The organism is Verrucomicrobiaceae bacterium, assembly GCA_016713035.1.
GTDB lineage: Bacteria > Verrucomicrobiota > Verrucomicrobiia > Verrucomicrobiales > Verrucomicrobiaceae > Prosthecobacter.
In genome coordinates, this window is sequence record JADJPW010000001.1 from 1,425,030 (window position 1) to 1,444,320 (window position 19,291).

The 19,291-nt window shown below is 56.7% G+C and carries 16 protein-coding genes and 2 tRNA genes; 2 read left to right on the forward strand and 16 right to left on the reverse strand.

What is annotated here, in order from left to right; all coding sequences use genetic code 11:
- Window positions 1–17: 17 nt before the first annotated feature.
- From IPK32_06120 to IPK32_06150, 7 genes are all read right to left on the reverse strand, one after another.
- Window positions 18–716, reverse strand: coding sequence for a 50S ribosomal protein L1 (locus IPK32_06120; GenBank protein MBK8091558.1), 699 nt, complete (start codon window positions 714–716; stop codon window positions 18–20).
- 68 nt (window positions 717–784) lie between these two features.
- Window positions 785–1,210: a 50S ribosomal protein L11 gene (gene rplK, locus IPK32_06125; protein MBK8091559.1), complete on the reverse strand. Its 426-nt coding sequence runs from the start codon at window positions 1,208–1,210 to the stop codon at window positions 785–787.
- A 66-nt stretch (window positions 1,211–1,276) separates the two neighbouring features.
- On the reverse strand, window positions 1,277–1,855 hold the full coding sequence (nusG, locus tag IPK32_06130; protein ID MBK8091560.1) for a transcription termination/antitermination factor NusG: 579 nt from the start codon (window positions 1,853–1,855) through the stop codon (window positions 1,277–1,279).
- Between the two features lie 87 nt (window positions 1,856–1,942).
- Complete coding sequence (secE, locus tag IPK32_06135; GenBank protein MBK8091561.1) at window positions 1,943–2,167, reverse strand: preprotein translocase subunit SecE; 225 nt, start codon at window positions 2,165–2,167, stop codon at window positions 1,943–1,945.
- 83 nt (window positions 2,168–2,250) lie between these two features.
- Window positions 2,251–2,326: transfer RNA gene (locus tag IPK32_06140), tRNA-Trp, on the reverse strand.
- A 153-nt stretch (window positions 2,327–2,479) separates the two neighbouring features.
- Window positions 2,480–3,664, reverse strand: coding sequence for an elongation factor Tu (tuf, locus tag IPK32_06145; protein MBK8091562.1), 1,185 nt, complete (start codon window positions 3,662–3,664; stop codon window positions 2,480–2,482).
- Window positions 3,665–3,737: 73 nt separating this feature from the next.
- Window positions 3,738–3,812: transfer RNA gene (locus tag IPK32_06150), tRNA-Thr, on the reverse strand.
- 559 nt (window positions 3,813–4,371) lie between these two features.
- Here IPK32_06150 and IPK32_06155 point away from each other — a divergent pair.
- Window positions 4,372–5,118 (forward strand): hypothetical protein, encoded by a 747-nt coding sequence (locus tag IPK32_06155; protein ID MBK8091563.1) that lies wholly within the window; start codon window positions 4,372–4,374, stop codon window positions 5,116–5,118.
- An 81-nt stretch (window positions 5,119–5,199) separates the two neighbouring features.
- On the opposite strand, the gene lpxA is transcribed toward IPK32_06155, so the two are convergent.
- From lpxA to IPK32_06175, 4 genes are all read right to left on the reverse strand, one after another.
- On the reverse strand, window positions 5,200–5,997 hold the full coding sequence (gene lpxA / locus IPK32_06160) for an acyl-ACP--UDP-N-acetylglucosamine O-acyltransferase (protein ID MBK8091564.1): 798 nt from the start codon (window positions 5,995–5,997) through the stop codon (window positions 5,200–5,202).
- 47 nt (window positions 5,998–6,044) lie between these two features.
- Window positions 6,045–7,364: a bifunctional UDP-3-O-[3-hydroxymyristoyl] N-acetylglucosamine deacetylase/3-hydroxyacyl-ACP dehydratase gene (locus IPK32_06165; GenBank protein MBK8091565.1), complete on the reverse strand. Its 1,320-nt coding sequence runs from the start codon at window positions 7,362–7,364 to the stop codon at window positions 6,045–6,047.
- Between the two features lie 214 nt (window positions 7,365–7,578).
- Window positions 7,579–7,983: a YlbF family regulator gene (locus IPK32_06170; protein ID MBK8091566.1), complete on the reverse strand. Its 405-nt coding sequence runs from the start codon at window positions 7,981–7,983 to the stop codon at window positions 7,579–7,581.
- A gap of 75 nt (window positions 7,984–8,058) precedes the next feature.
- A complete protein-coding gene (locus tag IPK32_06175) occupies window positions 8,059–8,805 on the reverse strand; it encodes a 2-dehydro-3-deoxyglucarate aldolase (GenBank protein ID MBK8091567.1) in 747 nt (248 codons plus the stop codon).
- Between the two features lie 121 nt (window positions 8,806–8,926).
- Between IPK32_06175 and IPK32_06180 the strand changes: the two genes are divergently transcribed.
- Window positions 8,927–11,629: a DUF1592 domain-containing protein gene (locus tag IPK32_06180; protein ID MBK8091568.1), complete on the forward strand. Its 2,703-nt coding sequence runs from the start codon at window positions 8,927–8,929 to the stop codon at window positions 11,627–11,629.
- Between the two features lie 359 nt (window positions 11,630–11,988).
- Here IPK32_06180 and IPK32_06185 read toward each other — a convergent pair whose 3' ends face one another.
- The 5 genes from IPK32_06185 to IPK32_06205 form a co-directional block, all read right to left on the reverse strand.
- Window positions 11,989–13,545 carry an ammonium transporter gene (locus tag IPK32_06185; GenBank protein ID MBK8091569.1) on the reverse strand — a complete coding sequence of 519 codons (1,557 nt, stop codon included), beginning with the start codon at window positions 13,543–13,545 and terminating at the stop codon, window positions 11,989–11,991.
- A gap of 109 nt (window positions 13,546–13,654) precedes the next feature.
- Window positions 13,655–14,734, reverse strand: a complete 1,080-nt coding sequence (locus IPK32_06190) for a hypothetical protein (GenBank protein ID MBK8091570.1) — start codon at window positions 14,732–14,734, stop codon at window positions 13,655–13,657.
- Between the two features lie 436 nt (window positions 14,735–15,170).
- Window positions 15,171–16,301, reverse strand: coding sequence for a galactitol-1-phosphate 5-dehydrogenase (locus IPK32_06195; GenBank protein MBK8091571.1), 1,131 nt, complete (start codon window positions 16,299–16,301; stop codon window positions 15,171–15,173).
- Window positions 16,302–16,385: 84 nt separating this feature from the next.
- Complete coding sequence (locus IPK32_06200; GenBank protein MBK8091572.1) at window positions 16,386–17,645, reverse strand: rhamnogalacturonan acetylesterase; 1,260 nt, start codon at window positions 17,643–17,645, stop codon at window positions 16,386–16,388.
- Between the two features lie 12 nt (window positions 17,646–17,657).
- The gene (locus tag IPK32_06205) at window positions 17,658–19,259 is read right to left on the reverse strand and encodes a hypothetical protein (GenBank protein MBK8091573.1); all 1,602 of its coding nucleotides are present in this window, start codon (window positions 19,257–19,259) and stop codon (window positions 17,658–17,660) included.
- Window positions 19,260–19,291 lie beyond the last annotated feature (32 nt).

A 19,291-nucleotide genomic window follows, 5' to 3' on the forward strand; every position in this document is an offset into this window, starting at 1 on the left:
CAGGGTCTGCGCAGGGGTTAGAGTTTGATGTATTTAGCGACGTCGATGCGCACAGCGGGCGACATGGTCGAGGCGAGTGTGATGGTTTCCACGTAGCGGCCACGGGCAGAGGCGGGCTTGGCACGGACGACGGCTTCGATGAGGCTGCGGGCGTTGTCAGCAAGCTGGGTAGTCTCAAAGCTCATTTTGCCGACGCCAGAGGCGATGTTACCATTTTTGTCGAGTTTGAAGTCCGCACGACCCGCTTTGACGGCCTTGATGGCTCCAGCGGTGTCGTCGGTGACGGTACCCGTACGCGGATTGGGCATCAGACCACGGGGACCGAGCTGCTTACCGAGTTTACGCACTTCGTTCATGGCTGCTGGAGTTGCGATGGCGACATCGAAGTCGAGGAAGCCTTCTTTCACCTTGGCGATGAGGTCTTCAAATCCGACGATTTCTGCGCCAGCGGCCTTGGCGGCCTCAGCGGCGTTACCAATGGCGAAAACGGCGACACGAACGGATTTACCAGAGCCGTGAGGCAGCGGGCAGGTGCCGCGGACCATCTGGTCGGACTTCTTCGGATCGACACCCATGCGGAAGGAAAGGGTGACGGTCTGGTTGAACTTGGTGCCAGGGAGCTTGCGCAGGAGATCGGCGGCTTCTTCAAGTGAGAAGGCCTTTCCTGCCGGGATCATCTCGGCGGCTTTTTTGTAGCGTTTGCTGCGGGTTTGCATGGTGGTGGTGCAGTGTTGACGAACGGGTGTTCTCCTGCGCTGGGTTGGGGGTGAAAGAGGAAGGGGGATTAATCGAGGATTTCGATGCCCATCTGACGGGCGGTGCCGGCCATAATGCGGGAGGCACGCTCGAGGTCAGTGGTGTTCAGGTCAGCGAGCTTGGCCTTGGTGGCTTCGAGGAGCTGCGCCTTGGTGATTTTCGCGACTTTCTTCTTGTTCGCTTCGCTAGAGCCGGAGGCGATGTTTGCGACTTTTTTCAGCAGGTTCGAGGCCGGCGGCTGCTTGGTGATGAAGGTGAAGGACTTGTCTTTATAGACAGTAATGACAGTGGGGAGCACATCGCCGCCGGCTTTCTGGGTCGCTGCATTGAACTCTTTGCAGAAGGCCATGATGTTGACACCAGCCTGACCGAGCGCGGGGCCGATGGGCGGCGCGGGATTGGCGGCGCCGGCTTTGATCTGCAATTTGATTTGTTTGACGATTTCTTTGGCCATGTGCGGGGTTCCTTAGGTTGTGTTTTTTGGGAAAATGAAGCTGCGAAGCAATGCGGGAGAAGGAAATTATGCGGCGTCGGCTTTTTCGACCTGCCAGTACTCGAGATCGACTGGGGTAGAACGTCCGAAGATATTGACTGAGACTCGTAGGACTCCGCGCTCGGGGTCGATCTCCTCGACGGTGCCAATCTGGCTTTCGAAGGGGCCATCGGCCACCCGGACGCTGTCTCCGGGGCTGAAGGCGATTTTTGGCACCGCGCTGTCTTCTCGCTCACGGGCCTGGGCGAGCATGGCCTCGACTTCCTTTGCCCGCATGGGGATGGGATGGTCTTTGGCACCGGCGAAGTTGAGGACGCCGTCTGTTTCTTTGACGAAGTACCAGGTTTTGTCGACAAGGCGATTGTGCTCGTCGAGCAGGTGGCAATTGCAGATGACGTAGCCGGGGAAGAATTTACGGTTGGTCTCGCTGCGCTTGCCCTTCTTCACCTCGGAGACACGCTCCATGGGAACGAGCACTTCAAAGATGTAGTCGCTCATTTCCTCGGTCTGGATGCGGCGCTGCATGCTTTCCAAGACCTTTTTTTCAAGGCCGGAACGTACGTGGATGACGTACCACTGATCTCGTGCTGCTGGAATGGCGCCCATAGGAGTGAGGAAGAGTAAAAAAGGAAAACTGAAGTCGCGGGATTGCGAGGCCGACGGACGGCGGGAAAACAAAAATGGGAGGTCAGGTCACTTGGCGAGCCAGATCTGGGCGGCCTGGAAAGCCTCACGGAAGGAGACGTCAAACACGGCGACAAAGGCACCAAGTAGAATCATGGCAATGAAGACGATCACGGTGGACTCGTTCAGTTCGCGGTACTTAGCGAAGCCTTTTTCTTTCGAATCCCAGGGCCAGTTGGCCTTGCGCAGTTCGAGGAAGACCTCGGAGATGTATTTGCGGATGCGGCTGATCATGGATGGAGCGTTCGGAAGGGCTGCTGGATGTGCGGCGAAATGAGAAACTGACTGAAAGGAATCCGGCAAAGAAAGTGACACGCTGGCAGGCCAGGAGGGACTCGAACCCCCAACCAACGGTTTTGGAGACCGCTACTCTACCAATTGAGCTACTGGCCTGTGTATGGCGTGGAACGCTTCCCGGATGGAATAACAAACGATGGACGGTTTGGCAAGTCCGCGTTCCCCTTCCCTGTCACCAGAGATGAAATCACCGCCGGGTCTGTCGCCAGACCCGGCGGGATTTCGGAACAAACGAACCTGCAAGGTGGACTAGTCGAGGATGTCAGCCACACGGCCGGCACCGACGGTCTTGCCGCCTTCACGGATTGCGAAGCGGATAGTCTTCTCCATGGCGATCGGTGTGATCAGTTCCACGGTGATGGAGACGTTGTCGCCAGGCATCACCATTTCGACACCTTCAGGAAGGGTCACAGAGCCAGTCACGTCCGTCGTGCGGAAGTAGAACTGTGGGCGGTAGTTGTTGAAGAACGGCGTGTGACGGCCGCCTTCGTCCTTGGAAAGGACGTAAACTTCTGCCTTGAACTTCTTATGCGGAGTGACGGAGCCTGGCTTCGCGATGACCTGACCGCGCTCGATGTCGGTCTTCTTGGTGCCGCGGAGGAGGAGACCCACGTTGTCGCCAGCGCGACCTTCGTCGAGCAGCTTGCGGAACATTTCGATGTCCGTGACGGTGGTCTTGGCGGTTGGACGAATGCCGATGATTTCGACTTCGGACATCTTCTTGACGATGCCACGCTCGACACGGCCAGTGCAGACCGTACCACGACCTTCGATAGCGAACACGTCTTCCACAGGCATGAGGAAGTCTTTGTCGATCGGACGCTCTGGCAGCGGGATGTAGCTATCCACGGCATCCATGAGCTTATGGATGTTGGCTTCGTGGGTGGCGTCTCCTTCGAGAGCCTTGAGGGCGGAGCCCTTCACGATCGGGATTTCATCACCTGGGAAGTCGTATTTGGAAAGGAGGTCACGCACTTCCATCTCGACGAGGTCGAGCAGTTCAGCGTCGTCCACCATGTCCACTTTGTTCATGAACACGCAAAGGGCGGGCACGCCGACCTGACGAGCGAGCAGGATGTGCTCACGAGTCTGGGGCATCGGGCCATCAGCAGCGGAGACCACGAGGATAGCTCCGTCCATCTGGGCAGCGCCAGTGATCATGTTTTTGACGTAGTCAGCGTGGCCAGGGCAGTCCACGTGAGCGTAGTGACGCTTGTCGGTTTCATACTCCACGTGGGCAGTATTGATCGTAATGCCGCGCTCTTTTTCTTCAGGAGCTGCGTCGATTTGATCGTAAGCCTTCGCCTGGGCGAATCCCTTCTTGGAAAGGACCGTGGTAATGGCGGCGGTGAGTGTTGTTTTGCCGTGGTCAACGTGGCCGATGGTGCCGATGTTGACGTGCGGCTTGTTGCGTTGGAATGCTTCTTTGGCCATGGAGTAAGATGAGTAGGGGGTGCGTGTTCGTTTGTTTGTTCGTCGGGAACCCCTCTCGCCAAAAGCAGCCGCATGGAGCTGTTAGAGGGATTTGAACCCTCGACCTCGTCCTTACCAAGGACGTGCTCTACCACTGAGCTATAACAGCGTATTCCTAGCGGCGGCCCTGTGGAAAAGGAGCCTCCTCCTCTTTCGACAAAGAAACCGGGACACGGTGAATCTTGACCTAAACGTCAAGAGACAATGCGTCCCGGCAGCCTCACGAAAAAGTGGCCGGAGAGTAGGAGGTCTCCCCCAGGTGTCAAAGTGTTTTTCCAACTTTGATACCAACTCCTTCAAACGAGCTTCGTTAGCTTCCATTGTATGCAGTACAGCTACCGATTTCCAGGGGTCCTGACAGCCTAACATTTTCTGCGCTGAGTCTTCCAAGCTTTAAGCAGGTATTTCTGACCAGGCATTCAGCCTCAATCGACGCAACTACCATGCTTTTTCAGGGATCGGACAAATCCATGGCCCCTGCAGCAATTCTTCATTTTTGGGCAGAAATGCTCAATTCCACTACCAGGCATAGGTGTAGGAAAGTCGTTAAAAACAGGCTTCAAAAGCAGAAACTGGCGGTTTTTTGTTAAATTTTAACAAAAACGAAATATTATGCTTGCAATACTTTCTATAATTAGCACAATGGCTGTGCAATTAAGCATCCAACTATGAAAAAGCTGATCCTCATCCAAAACGACTATCCTGGCACCGGCAAGAGCACGCTTTCCCTCTGCCTCACTCGCTATCTCGCCGAATATGGCGTTGATCATCGTCTCCTGAGCCTTGCTGAGGAAGACGCCACCCCCACCCCAGGCAGCAAGGTTCTGGATGTGGACACATTGACTCCACGTTCCTTCATTTCCCAGGTGGATGCTTCCGATGTCACAATCTTGGAAATCGCCACTGGTTTAGGGGAGGCCTTCAATGCCTTTTACGAAGCGAATGAGCTGGAGAATGTCCTGCATGACATGGGGGTAGCTGTAACGGTCGTGCTGCCAGTCACAGCAGATCGGGAAAGCTTTGAAAGCGTCACAGAGGCAGCAGAGGTCTATTCTGACAATGCAGAATACCTCATCGCCCATCTTGTCACGAGCAGTTACGATGAGGACGACAAAATCTGGGATACCAGCTACGCGGCACGCGTGATGGACATGTTCGAGGCCGTGGAATTGCATATCCCCGAGATCACCTTTCACTTGGAGCTCAGCACTGAGCACTTGAGCCTAGATGACGCCCTCCAGATTTCAGATGCAGAGGAGCGACTGGGTAAAGAATTCTCGAAGTGGCATCGCCGAGTCTCTGGCCAGGTGGATAGTGCTCGTGCTTATCTCTTCGGCGACGCGTTCCGCCCCACGATCATTCCAAAAACCAATTCCAAGCCAGTCCGCAAATCCCGCGCAAAGACTCTGGCCTAAACTCTCCCCCCAATAGCCTGAACCTCTAAAAAACACCGGCAGGAAGCATGGAATGGTTGCCATGCTTCCTGCTTTTTCTTGTTACGCATCATCATCTCCAGATGATTTTCCACCTGGAGTGATGCCACGCTTTGTTGAGGCAACGAATTCGACAAAGGCTGCTGATTCTGGTGTGAGTTCGCCATCGGCACGCAGTTCTTCGATGGCTTGAGCATTGTTCAAGCCGCTGCGATAAATTTTACGGAAGGTGCCGCGAAGAGCATGCATCTGCTCACGGCTAAAGCCAGCACGCTGGAGCCCGACGATGTTAAGCCCCCGCGCACGAGCAGGATTCCCATCCACCGTGCAAAAAGGCGGGATGTCTTGCACGATTTTGGCACAACCACCGATGATGCTGCGCTGGCCGATACGGCAGAACTGATGCACCGCACTGAGGCCTCCGAGGATGACGTGGTCCTCCACCGTGACGTGGCCCGCTAGCGTGCCGTTATTGGAGAAAATCACATGGTTCCCGACTACGCAATCATGCGCGATGTGGACGTAGCTGAGGAAGTTATTGTGACTGCCGATCCGCGTTTTGTCGTTCGGGGCTGTGGCACGGTGGACGGTGCAAAATTCACGAAAGGTGTTGTTATCGCCCATTTCGAGCCATGTGGGCTCTCCTTGATACTTCAAATCCTGCGTCTGCTGGCCGATGCTGCCATAGGCGTAAAATTTATTCCCTTTCCCGATGCGGGACGGACCCATGATCGTGACGTGATGCTGGAGCCAGCAACCATCTCCAAGCACGACGTCTGCACCGATGATGCAGTATGGGCCGATGTGGCAGTCTGCGCCGATTTGGGCGCTAGGATCAATAATAGCGGTGGGATGAATCACAGAGGGAAAGAAATAAAAAGACGCGTGACGGAGGCTCTCCAGACGGCTCAGCGATCGACGACACTGAACATCAACTCCGCCTCAGAGACGACTTGGCCATTGACGAGGCAGCGCCCGATGGCCTGGGCCACGCTGCGCTTCACTTTCGTCATCTCTGTCTCGATCACGAGTGTGTCGCCTGGCAGCACAGGGCGCCGCCATTTCACCTCATTGGCACTGAGGAAGTAGCCGATGCGGCCCTGATGCTCCGGCATGCGCAGGAGCACGATGCTGGCGACTTGAGCCATCGCCTCCAGTTGGAGCACTCCGGGCATGACGGGATGGCCGGGGAAATGGCCTTCAAAGAAAGGCTCATTGATCGTGACGTTCTTGATGGCGCGGCACTTCGTGCTGCCCTCAAAGCCGATCACGCGATCTACCAGTAAGAAGGGGTAACGATGCGGCAGGATGCGCATGACCTCATTGATGTCGAGGACGGCCTCCCCGCTAGGGATATGCATCGGTGCGGGGACCATGCTGCGCATCGTCTCGTATTGCTTCACGATGGCTCGTGCCAGCTCCGTATTCGGGCCATGACCAGGACGCACAGCGATGACATGGCCAGTGATGCGCTTGCCTGAGAGCATGAGATCACCCACGATGTCTAGGATCTTATGCCGCACGAATTCATCTGGGAAACGCAGCGGCTGCTTGGAGAGTAGCGCATCGCCACGGATGACGATCGCAGCCTCCAGCGTGCCGCCTTTGATCAGGCCCTTTTCCATCAGCGGAGCGATGTCTTCGTAGTAAACAAAGGTCCGTGCAGCGGCGATTTCCTTCTCATACGTCTCTGGATTGATCTCCACGCTGAAATACTGCGTGAAACGACCATCTGGCCCCACATTGGTGCAGGAAACGCGGAATTTCTTGTCCGGCACGATGGTCAGGATGGTGCCGCCACGAGTTTCCTGGTAAATCGGCTCCCGAACCTCAAAAACACGCCGCGCCTCTTTTTGCTCTGCCAGACCGGCAGACTTGATCAGCTCGACAAAGGGCAGCGCACTGCCATCTGCGATGGGCGGCTCATTCGCATCCATTTCGATGATGCAATTATCCACGCCCATGCCAGCTAGCGCGGAGATCACATGCTCCACGGTATGCACATTCACACCGCCCTCTGCGATGGTGGTCGCACGCTCCACTTTCTGCACTTTTTCGACCAGCGCAGGGATGAAGGGCTTGTCCTCCAGGTCGATGCGCCGGAATTTGAAGCCGAAATTCTCCGGCGCAGGCTGGAGAGTGAGAGTGACCTCCTCGCCGGTATGCAGCGAGGTGCCTTTCATCGAGACAGGCTTGGCGAGGGTATGCTGGCGGTCAGAATCGGCCATGAGTTGGGTGGGGAAAGGAGGGTGAGAAAGAACGCGGTTGTTAGCGTCCAGCCCTCCCAGGGTCAAAGGGAAATGCTCCGAGGCACCATTCGCCACATGCCCGCACCTCATGAAACAACCACAACAAACCGCACAGCGGTCTCGAGCCGAGTGCTTCAACTCACGGCTTTGTTGGATGAGGAACTAGCAGTCTGATCTGCTGCTGCGATTGCCATCAATGGCAGCCACAGCCTTCTCCACAGCCGCCTTTTTTCTCCATTTCCTCCGCTGCGGGCACCCGGCCACTTTCCAGGCTGCGTGCGATCCAGGCATTCAGCGTCTCGGCCACGCCACTGAGAGTCTCTTGAGCCCCCAGAAAGCCGACGATGACCGGATTCGCCTCGCAGCGCTCCTGCTGGGCATTGAATTGAGTGATTTCTTCCCCTGTCGGCTCTTCACCATGATGCTGCTTCTGGTGCAAAGCGCGGCCCAGCGTCGCCATCTCACGGTACTGCTTCACGGCCGCTTCATCGGCGAGAAAGGACTCTGCGCATTGACGGGCATTTTGCACCTCCTCATCATTGATGAGGGTCTGGCAGAGCTCGACGATCTTAGATTGAATAGCGGGGGATACAGTCATGGTGGGTTGGAAGATAAAAAAGGAGCGCCGAGAGTAGGCCGAAAACGCCAACGCACAGAAAAATGTCGGTTTATTTCACCACGATCGAGCCTCTGCCAAATTCCGCCGAAAACCCTCCCGCACCAGCGAGAGATCCGAGTCCATCGCCAGCCACTCAAAGCCCAGTTTCTTCAGTTTTTCGCGATCATCGGCATGACGGACGAGGATGCCGCAGCCCTTCCCCTGCCCTTTCGCCGCATCCACGATGCGGCTCAGGCACTCGTCATACTTCAGCGGTGACTGGCGTGCTTTCAGATCGAAGGACAAATCTGCCGGACCGATGAAAAGTGCATCAATGCCCTCCACCGCTGCGATTTCCGCTGCGCGGCCCACAGCCTCTGCCGTCTCGATTTGAGCGAGGATGATGGGGCGCGGTGGCGGTGCTCCCTCCGCTGGCAGGCACAGCCCATAGCCATAAGCCCTCACCGTGCGTGAGACACCGCGCAGCCCCAGCGGCGGGTAAGTAGCCGCACTGACACAGTGCCGGGCCTCCTCCGCGCTATTCACATGCGGCACCATGATCCCATCCGCCCCAGCATCCAGCACACGAGCGATCAGATCTGGATGCGGAGCCCCCACACGCACGATCCCCAGCGTATGGCTGCCCCGCAGCCCACGGAGCTGATCTGGCAGCGCTACCTCGGTGGCGCATCCATGCTCCAGGTCGATCAGTACCCAGTCAAAGCCACAATCCGCAGCCAGCTCCGCCACAGCAGGCGATCCGAGTGAGAGAAAGGGGCCGATCTTTGGCTTCCGCGTAGTGGATGAGTCAGGTGCAGTCATAGCAGGTGTCATTTATACAGCCACAGCGGTGGCAAAAGGGAGAAATCACGCTTCTGGGCTTCTCTCCAGTGCGATGACTGAAAGCTGCCCGCTCCAGCCTGCGCTTATATCTGACCCCCAAATGACCAAATACCTCTTTTCACTCCTTCTGGCTTCCAGTTGTGCTTTCGCAGCGCCGCGTGGCCAAGAACAGTATGAAAAACGCATCCGTCCCATCCTCCAAAAATACTGCTACGACTGCCATAGCGATGATGTGACGAAGGGGGACTTCGCCCTCGATGAATTCAGCGACTACAGCACAATGATCGCTGATAAAGTCCACTGGGACCATGTGAGGCAGCAGGTCGCCACTCACGTCATGCCGCCAGAGAAGAAGGCGAAGCCCTCCCTGGCCGAGCGGGACGAAGTCATCGCCTGGCTCGATGACAGCGTCTTCTGGTTTGACCCTGAGCGGCCAGATCCAGGCCCGGCGAACTGGCGCAGGCTCAACCGCACCGAGTACGACCACACCATCCGTGATCTCCTACTCGTCGATCTGCGCCCCTCCAGCGACTTCCCGCCAGATGACACCGGTTACGGTTATGACAACATCGCCGATGTGCTCTCCATCTCGCCCATTTTGATGGAGAAATACATCCGCGCAGCCACCAACGTGGCCGATAAAGCCCTCGATACCTCCATCAGCGAGCGCCTAGAACTGGAAGTACAGGCCCGCAAATTCTGGAACCACAAAGGCAGCACCACAGAGGCGAGTGGGCTGCGCTGGTTCCACTCTGAGGCAGAGGCCGCCACCAAATTCACTGCGCCTGCCACCGGCGACTACCAGCTCCAGCTCCGTGTCTCTGCCACCCAGGCAGGACCAGACGCCGCACGCATCGCGCTGCTCCTGGATGGCAAAGAACTGGCGCAGTTTGATGTCACCGCACGTTTCCGTGATGAGAAAGGCCCCTGGCAGACGATCAAACACAACCTCACACTCTCCAAAGGTGAGCACCGGGCCTCCATCCGCTTTCTGAACGACTTTTCCGACCCGCAGAATCCAGATCCGGCAAAGCGAGACCGCAACCTCGCCCTCCAAAGCCTGCAAATCGACGGCCCCTACGGCCTCCTACCACCCAGCGGCACACGACTCCTGCAGTGGCTAGTCGCGGGCAAGCCCGTCGGTCATCCAGAGCTGAAACTCAGCGGAGAGGACTTCCTCCCTGGCGAAGGCCAGTCCAACCGCGACACCGGAGCGATCTCTCTGCCCAGCGCAGGCTCTGTCATTCACCGCATCGACATCGCCAAGGCCGGCAAATACCGCATCACGGTGAAAGCCGGAGCACAACAAGCTGGCAATGAACCCGCGAAATTCGATGTACGCATCGCAGGCAAAAACGCGGGCTCTTTTGCCATCACGGCCAAAGAACAGGCCCCGCAGTGGTTTCACGCCGAGGCGGATCTCCCCGTCGGGAAACACGAAATCCAAGTCTGGTTCCTCAATGACTTCTACGACCCCAAAACACACCAAGATCGCAATTTCTGGCTCCACCAGCTCTCCGTCTCCGGCCCCATCAATGAACCCGCAGGTCTCACCACGGCTGAAATGCCGCTTTTGGTCGAAAAGCTCGGCACACGGCTATTTCGCCGCCCTTTGACCACCGCTGAAAAAGAAAAATGGACCACCCTCGCCTCCCTCGCCGCGAAAGAGGGAGAATCCCCTCTGGACTCACTCGCCCTAGTGCTACGCGGCATGCTCGTCTCCCCTTCCTTCCTCTTCCGCGCTCCGCCGCAGCCGATCGGGGCAGTCGAGCATGACACGGCGCTCATCGATGAGTCCTCACTCGCCACACGGCTCTCCTATTTCCTCTGGTCAGCCCCGCCGGATGAAAAACTGCTCCAGCTCGCATCCAGTGGCCAATTGCGGAAAAACCTCCGCACCGAAATCCAGCGTATGCTGGGAGATTGGCGAGCGGAGAGCCTCGCGACTGACTTCGCAGGTCAGTGGCTCCAGCTCCGCGACATGAATATCGTCGCCCCAGACACCCGCCGTTTTCCAGAGTTTAAGTATAGCCTCTCCTCGCTCATGAAAAAAGAGTCCGAGATGCTGTTCAGCCACATTTTGCAGCAAAACCTACCCGTCGTCGAATTCCTCCAAGCGGACTATTCCTTCCTCAATGAAAAGCTCGCCCGCTTTTACGAAATCAAAGGCGTGAAAGGCGATAAAATGCAAAAAACCTCCCTCGCAGGCACCCCACGCGGTGGCATCCTCACCCACGGTAGCATCCTCACTCTCACCTCCAATCCCACGCGGACCTCACCCGTGAAACGCGGCAAATATCTGCTGGAAAACATCCTCGGCACACCTCCACCGCCCGCTCCCGGCGGTGTGCCACCGCTCGATGAGAAAAAAGCCCGCTTTGGCAATCTCACGCTGCGCCAACAGTTCGCCGAGCATCGTAGCAATGCCTCCTGCGCGGGCTGCCATGCCTTTCTTGACCCACTAGGTTTCGCTTTTGAAAACTACGACGCCATTGGCCGCTGGCGCACGGAGGAGAAAAAGCAGCCCATCGACGCCAGTGGCGCACTCGTGCGTGGCCAGACCTTCAAAGACCTCGCAGAGCTACGCAGCATACTCGTGCGTGACATGAGCGGGCATTTCACACGCAACCTCGTGGAAAACCTGCTCACCTACTCCCTCGGACGCGGCCTGGAGTTCAGTGACCGCCCCACTGTCGCAGCGATCTTGAAGAAGACCGCAGAAAAAGGGCACCGCTTCCAAGACCTAATCATCGCCGTCTGTGAAAGCGCCCCCTTTCAGCGCATGCGAGTGCAGAAGCCTTAATCAGCACCCAGAGATCCCGGACCACCCACAGATCCGTGACCTCTCTTGCCGCCAGTTTGCCACTTTCTAGCACTCAGAGCTGGCAACACGGAATCTTAAGCTATGCGCCGCATCATCATGTTTTGTGAAATCCCAGTAGCGGACTGGCAACAGAATGAGGACAACAGAATGCAGTGATTCTGTTGTTTTCATTCTGTTGCCAATAATCACAAATCATGGAGGCGGGAGATACAGAAGTAGGATTCTAGGCTTAACCTGATGTTCAGCGTAGAGACCAAATACCACGAAACATCAGGCAACAAAAAATCCGCAGCTTCACCAACGGCAAAGCTGCGGATTGTGGAGAGTAAACTCAGGGATTAATGCTCGTAACCAGCCTCACCATGCTCGCTGAGGTCAAGGCCGACAGATTCCTCCTCGGCACTCGGGCGGAGTCCAACGACCACCTTCACGATGAGCGTGATGACCACCGTAGCGACAATGGAGATGGCGATGGTGATCAGTGCGGCTTTGAGCTGGGCACCGACGAGGCCACCTTCCGTCACCAATGTGGCGAGGCCGTTCTTCTTTGCATAAGCATCGCTCACGAGGTTGGCATTCATGCCGCTGTCGGCAAGTAAGCCAGTCACGATCGCACCGAGCGTGCCGCCGATGCCATGCACACCGAAGGTATCCAGCGCATCATCATACTTCAGCAGTGGTTTCAGCACCATGACACCCAGATAAGGGATGATACCAGCGAGCACACCGATGATCATAGCACCCTTTGGAGTGACGAAGCCAGCCGCAGGTGTGATCACCACAAGACCAGCCACCGCACCCGAGCAGAAGCCGAGAACCGAGGGCTTGCCACGATGGATTTTTTCCACCAGTGCCCACACGAAGCATGCCGTAGCAGCAGCCAGTGTCGTCGTCATAAAAGCACCCGCAGCGATACCGTCAGCAGCAAGAGCGGAGCCCGCATTGAAGCCATACCATCCAGCCCACAGCATGCCGGTGCCGACCATGCAGAGCACCATGCTATGCGGAGCCATTTTCTCTTTTCCGAAGCCATTCCGCTTGCCCAGCATCATGCAGAGAACCAGGGCACTCCATCCCGAGGACATGTGCACCACCGTGCCACCAGCGAAGTCGATCGCCGGGATGGCCGCGCCACCATTCCACACACCATTCATCAGCCCGTCAAAGCCCCACACCATGTGAGCCAGAGGGAAATACACCACCAGCATCCACAGCGTGATGAAGAGCATGATCGCAGAGAATTTCATGCGCTCAGCGATAGCTCCAATAATAAGAGCCGGCGTGATGATGGCAAACATGAGCTGATACATGCAGAAAACCGAATGTGAGGGCCAAGCCGTATAATTCGTGTTCGGAGCCGCACCCACACCATTGAGGAACATGTACTTAAAGTCACCGACATAAGCCGCCCACCATGGAGCGCCCTCAGCCGGATGCTCACCGAAGACCATCGTGTAACCGACAAAGTACCACAAGATCGTCACCAGTCCGGCGCAGCCAAAACACTGCGCGAGCACAGAGAGCACATTCTTTGAGCGGACAAGGCCACCGTAGAAAAGTGCTAGGCCTGGCAAAGTCATGAAGAGCACCAAGGCGGCACAGATCATGAGAAAGGCATTGTGCCCAGGACCAGCGATACCGCTGAGCTTGTCCGATGGAGCGAGGTTGTTGAAGTATTGAAAGTGGTCACCGAGCTGCTTTTCATGCGCTTCGATTTTCTTTGCTAGCTCCTCCAGACTCGGCGCGGCTGGCGCAGGCGCAGTGGCCGTCGCCGGAGCGGCTGCCGCATCCTGCCCACGGACTTCACCGGGGAGTATTGCGAGGGTGGTAGTAACGGCGAAGATCGCAGCCGTAAAAAGACTGCGCCATGTTCTGGGTGGGTTGTATTTCAGCATAGGACGTGTTGGAAAGGGGTTCCAACACTCTCTAAGCAATGCCCGTGCCAAGTTTTTGAGCTTCCTGTTTTCGACGCCACGCAGCGGGCATCCCACCTGCACATTCTCGTCACTTTACCTCACAGGTGAGCCGAAAATGTTTTTCCGCAGGCACATCTTTTTGCCACGGCCGCTTGTATTCGAGTTCGATTTCCGCACGACCAGGCCCGGACACGCCGAATAGTATCTCAAATACTTTATCCACATCCTCCCACTGAGCCTGTCCTTCGGGCTGAATGCTTTGTTGAGCTGGCACCTTATCCTCGGCCTGCATCGGCATCCAGACTCGGCCATCATTTTTATCTCCAGGCAGACGCAGGAGGAGTTGCTTGCGGTTGATGACTTCGATGGTTTTCCCATCTGCCTCTATACCAACAACCAACGGAGCAGGCCAATCAGGTGCCGCCTCGGTAACTTTAAACGCCATCACCAACTTCATCGGTTTAAGCAGTCCAATTTCCTGCGCGATGACCTGTACGGCTCCATTTTTTCTCGGCAATGAAATACGCTTCGGCTCACCACCACTGATCAAAATATCCAGCGACTCTTTCGAGCGAGCGGGCAAGCGGCGCACGGCGAGTGTGCCCATGAGTTTGTTGTCTTCGAGCGTTACGGACTGCTCACCCAGGGCAAACCACGGCAGTCTCACAAACATCTTATCCGCCGCTGGCAATGCCTGGAGTATCCAGGACTCCAGCTTGGGGGCTGGCGTTTTACTTTCGATGAATTCTTCATCTTGGAGCACCATGATCATCACGATTGGTTCCTCAGCATGCTTGTTGCCCGGTGGTTTCAGTCGCTTGCCCTTTTCCACGAGCGGATTGCGCAATATCCAACCGTGTTCGCCCCAGAGTTTTCCAGGATTGCCCACCCACTGGATGTCTCCCCATGGAGTCTGGTAGAAGTCTCCGGGCGTGGCATCGGGCACGGGACTGTCCTTATAGTAGAGCCTGCCGATCGTCCCCTCGCTCTTGCTGCCTGGCGAGGTGACGATCAGCTTAAACTCCCAATCACCCGATCGATAGGCACCGGGCTGTGTGACATCGACTTTGCCAACTGGCACATCTGCACCTGCTGCTGCCAGGAAGGACAATACGTAGGCCATCAGCAGCAAGCAGGTGCCGAAACGAATGTGGAGTAATGAGCGCATAAGTGATGGATTAAGGGTTTACCAAACACCGCGACCGCCACAGTTGATGCATCTACCCGAGCCGCTGCAGGTGCTACAGTTGCTCGTTTCCGAAAAGCCAAGGAAGCGCCCCGTGCCATTGCAGGTGGTGCAGGAGCCAGAGCCCTGGCAGCTTGAGCATTGAGAGCGTCCGCTCGATCCACCACCACTAGAGGAGGTGTATCCACCTCCACCATTGGGCACCGCACAGGAGGTGAGCATGAACAGACAGGCTAAGGACGACACTTTCAATAGATAGGCTTTCATAGGATGTAAGGGCTTGTTTGTGAGCCCACTCATACCATGTCGAAGCCAGCATTTGGCTTCAACCAGCGTCCATGAAAAGCCCTGGCGCAAGTTGCGCCTCACTATGCAAAAGCTGTATGGGGCAAATGCACATGTATGATACCACTCTAACTCAAGCCTCCGGCTTCAGTACCACTTTGAGCAGGCCTTCTTTATTATCATAGAGGCGCTGAAACCAGTCTGCGCCCTCACTGAGTGGCGCGGTGGCACTGAGCAGCGGCTCCACCTGGATGCTCCCATCTTCGATGCGACGAATCGCCTCTGGATATTCACCCGCACAGGAGCAACTCCCCTTGATCGTGATCTGTCGCGTGACCACCTCTTGCAGCGGAAATGGTGTATTCGGCTGCAAATTACCAATGAGGATGACTTGGCCACCCTTTCGCACACTGCGAATCGCGAGATCCAGCGGCGCAGCAGCTCCCACGACCTCAAAACTCGCATCCGCACCGTCTCCACCACAAATCTCGCGCAAATGCTTGGCCAAGTTTTCTTGCTTCGCGTGGAAGGCATCACTCGCGCCCAGTTTTTTCGCCAGTTCGAGCCTCTTTTCATCGAGATCGACCGCAATCACGCGCTCCCAGCCACGAGCCTTCAGAGCCTGAATGACGAGCAGCCCGATCAATCCTGCCCCCACCACGACTGCCGTGCCACCCTGGCCACTTTCCTCACCGTGGCAGTCACAACCACCTTCGTGGCAGTGGCCCACTTCCTTTTCCTCTGCCTCAGCGAAAGCCTCACCGACTTCGATCCCGTCGGCGAGATTCACGGCGTGCAATGCGATGCTCACAGGCTCTGCAAATGCGGCCTTTTCATACGAAAGGGATTCCGGGATGCGGTAGAGAATGCGGGTCGGCAGAGCAATACGCTCCGCAAAGCAGCCATGACGGCGATACTCCCCTGGGGAGACTCCCAGCACCCTGCGCTTCGGGCAGAGATTCACAAAGCCAGCCTGGCACTCCTCACACTCGCCACAATACTCCGTGGAATCAAAGGTCACACGCTCCCCAACACTCCAACCGCTCACACCATCACCCACAGCGATGATTTCGCCTGCTGCCTCATGGCCCATGACGATGGGCATCTGCCTGCGGCCACTTTTCCCATCCATGCCATGGATGTCACTGCCGCAGATGCCACAGGCATGTACTTTGACCAACACCTCGCCTGAGGATGGCGCAGGCTCAGGGAAAGAAATGTCGTAATTGAATTCGCAGGGGGCAGTGAGGACGAGGGCTTTCATGGTAAGGGAAGGAGCCAAAGGAGTAGTGCGCGATTCCCCACCCGCCAACAAGATTGCGCATGGGACTTACACATCCACAAAACCTCAGTTCCCGTCTGGCTTCACCGTCGGCCCCGCGTTCACATTCCATGGGATGATGACCTTACTTGCATCATCCGGTTTGGTGGGATCAAAGCTGCCGCCGTCCTCAGCGAGGTGCTTGGCAAGCTCTGGGAGCTGGTTTTTGATGCCTTCGACCATGCAGCGAGCTAATTCGTAGCCACCGTAGGCTCCGTGATGCGTGTCATCTCTCAAAGCTGTAGCCTGCTTCGGAAAAGTATTTGCCGGGAAATGAACAAAGGCCTTTTTCGACGCCTCGGGGCCTAGCGCACGGTAAAGAGCGATGCTCATCGCGTGCAAATCGATCACTGGCACCTTTTCTTCCGCTCCCACCTGAAGCACGGCCTCAGCGTAGTCATCGAGAGTGGTCTCCATTTTGCCACGGTCCCAGCGACGGCGCTCCATCGGTGACACCAGCACAGGCAGGCCACCTTTTTCACGCGCCGCAGTGATGAAGCGCTTCAGATTTGCTTTGTAGGTCGTAAAGGGGCCTGCGTCCTTGCTCTTGTCCTTTTGGTCGTTGTGGCCAAACTGAATAAAGAGGTAATCACCAGGCTTCATCATGCTCTGAATCTTCTTTAAGCGCCTACTGCCCTCAAAAGAAAACAGTGCTAGGCCTGATTCGGCGTGGTTGGACACTGCGACGCTCGATTTGAAAAAGCGCGGCAACATCTGCCCCCAGCCGAAAAACGGCCCCCAGGGCTGATCTGTCACAGTGGAGTCTCCAGCGAGAAAAACGGTCACGGCTTCCTTGATCGGCCGAATCTGCATGGCGGAGACGATTGCATCTTTGCCCACAAATTCGAGCGTAAGCCACTCATCCCAGTCTGGCACGGGTGGCGGGCCTTTTTCACGCTCTTTGAGTCCCGTCACGCCACCGCCTGCGATAGTCGGCTTGCGCACATTGACGGTGAAAACAAGGTTTTCGAACTGCCCGGGCTTCATTTCGACCTCGTGGAGCATCATTCGGCGTGATTCGGCATAAACGGTGGTCTTCGTAGCTTTGCTGGGATGGCCCAGCCGCAGCGTAACCTCATAGTTGCCCTCATCCACATCGAGAGCAAAGGTCGCAGACTCCGCTGTGCCTGCGGGTAGGAGGCCAAAGCCATTCTTGGCATCGTAGGCTGAGTCTGGTGCCACGCGTGTGAAGCCGGGCTGCACTAGGCCGTCGGTGAAGTGGAACTTCCACTCAGCAGCATGAATCTGACTAAGCGTGATGAGCAGGGCGAGGGTGAGGCGAAGCATAAGATGATAAAGCTATTTTTGTGGGCAGAGATCGATGCAGTCGATGGCATAGCCTGGACTGAGGAAGCCCTCGGCTGAGCGACCACTGACGACGGAAATTTTCAGCGTGTTCACGCCTTCCACGAAGGCGCTGGCGGGCACGCTGAAGCTGTGGGTGGCGTTGTTGCCGCGATAGGTGCCGATGGTGATGGAGCGTGAGTCGGGCTGGGCAGAGTTCTTTTGCAGCTTCGAGGTCCACGAGTTCATGGCAAGGCGCGGACGTGCTCCGGCAAAGGAGGCACTAAGGCCGATGCGGACGCTGTAGTTGCGGAGTTGCTCGCGGGTGAGGCTGAACTTCACGGTCTGCGTGCCATTGACCCGCATCCACTGGTAGGCGGGGAAGTCGGCGAGCGGGCTCGTGCCGATGGTGAAGTCGCCTGTTACCCATTTAGCCTGACGGACATCGGAGGGATGCATCATGGAGATCTTGCCGCCATTGCGGAACTCCAGCGGCGTGCCGTCCCAGTCGCCGATGCGCCAGAGAGCGTTGGTTTGTGCGGGATCACGCGTGATGGTGATGGCCGGCAAGATGGTGGTTTCGCCTGCTTTGACGGTAACAGCGGCCGTGTGAACCATGAGTTCGCCTTTATAGATTTGGAGCGTGTAGTTGCCTGGCTTCACGCCGGAGCAAGGTTTGTCGGCCTTGGCCCAATACTGCGCGTCTTTGTTGGAGAGGCCGATGAGGTAGTCGTGCTTGGCATCACATCCGTGCAGGGCTTCGAGCTTCACACTGCCGCGTTTGTCGGCACTCACATAGCCTTTGAGATCGAGCTGAGCGATGAAGCTCATATCCGGCGCAGCGGGTGTGCTGCCATCGGTGAATACGAGAGCGTAGGGGCCATGTAGCACGCCGAGGCGGTTGGGCTCCGTCTGATTGTGGCCGGAGTTCATGTAGTTATACACCTCGGCATTGTTCTCTCCGGTTTGATTCTGGATGTCGCGGAAGAATGGGCCACCTGCGGAGCTTTCGCGGCTGCCATAGACCATGAAAACGCCGACGCCTTTGCCCGTGACACCACGAATGTCGAGGTCCATCGCTCGCTCGTTGCCGTAGTATTTGCTGCGGCTGGTTTTGTCCGCGAAACCAAAGACATCCGAGGACTCGATGGCCCCAGTGGTGCCACGCAGATCTGATCCCTTCGGTGCCGATGGAAAGGGTGCGCTTTTCAGCCGCGTGATCCAGCGCAACTCGCCCACGTTTGGCTCTTTCTCGGCGTGCGTAGCCATATAGATCGTGTTCTCGCCTTTGCGGACGATGTAGTAGTGCGTGAGATTCTGCGCGACTTCGTTGGCAGCATCCGTGGCGACGGTGATGACGATTTGTTGGTCATTCACCGAGAGCATCGTCTTCGTACCTTCCGGGCCAAGTCCCGAGGCAATGCCCGAGCTTTTCGGCCCATGCAGTTCCGTGCCGTGTAGCTTGATGGAGGTGATGCTGCCGCTGGATTGCAACACACTGAAAACCAATCCGGCACCGGTATCCACGGTGTAGTGCTTCTCGCCCGTTTTGACGCCAAAACCCGCCCAAGCGGTGGTGCTGAGAACAAAGAGAGCGAGGAGGTTGGCGAGCTTCATGGGTGATATTGGTTGGCCTTTCAAGGATCCAC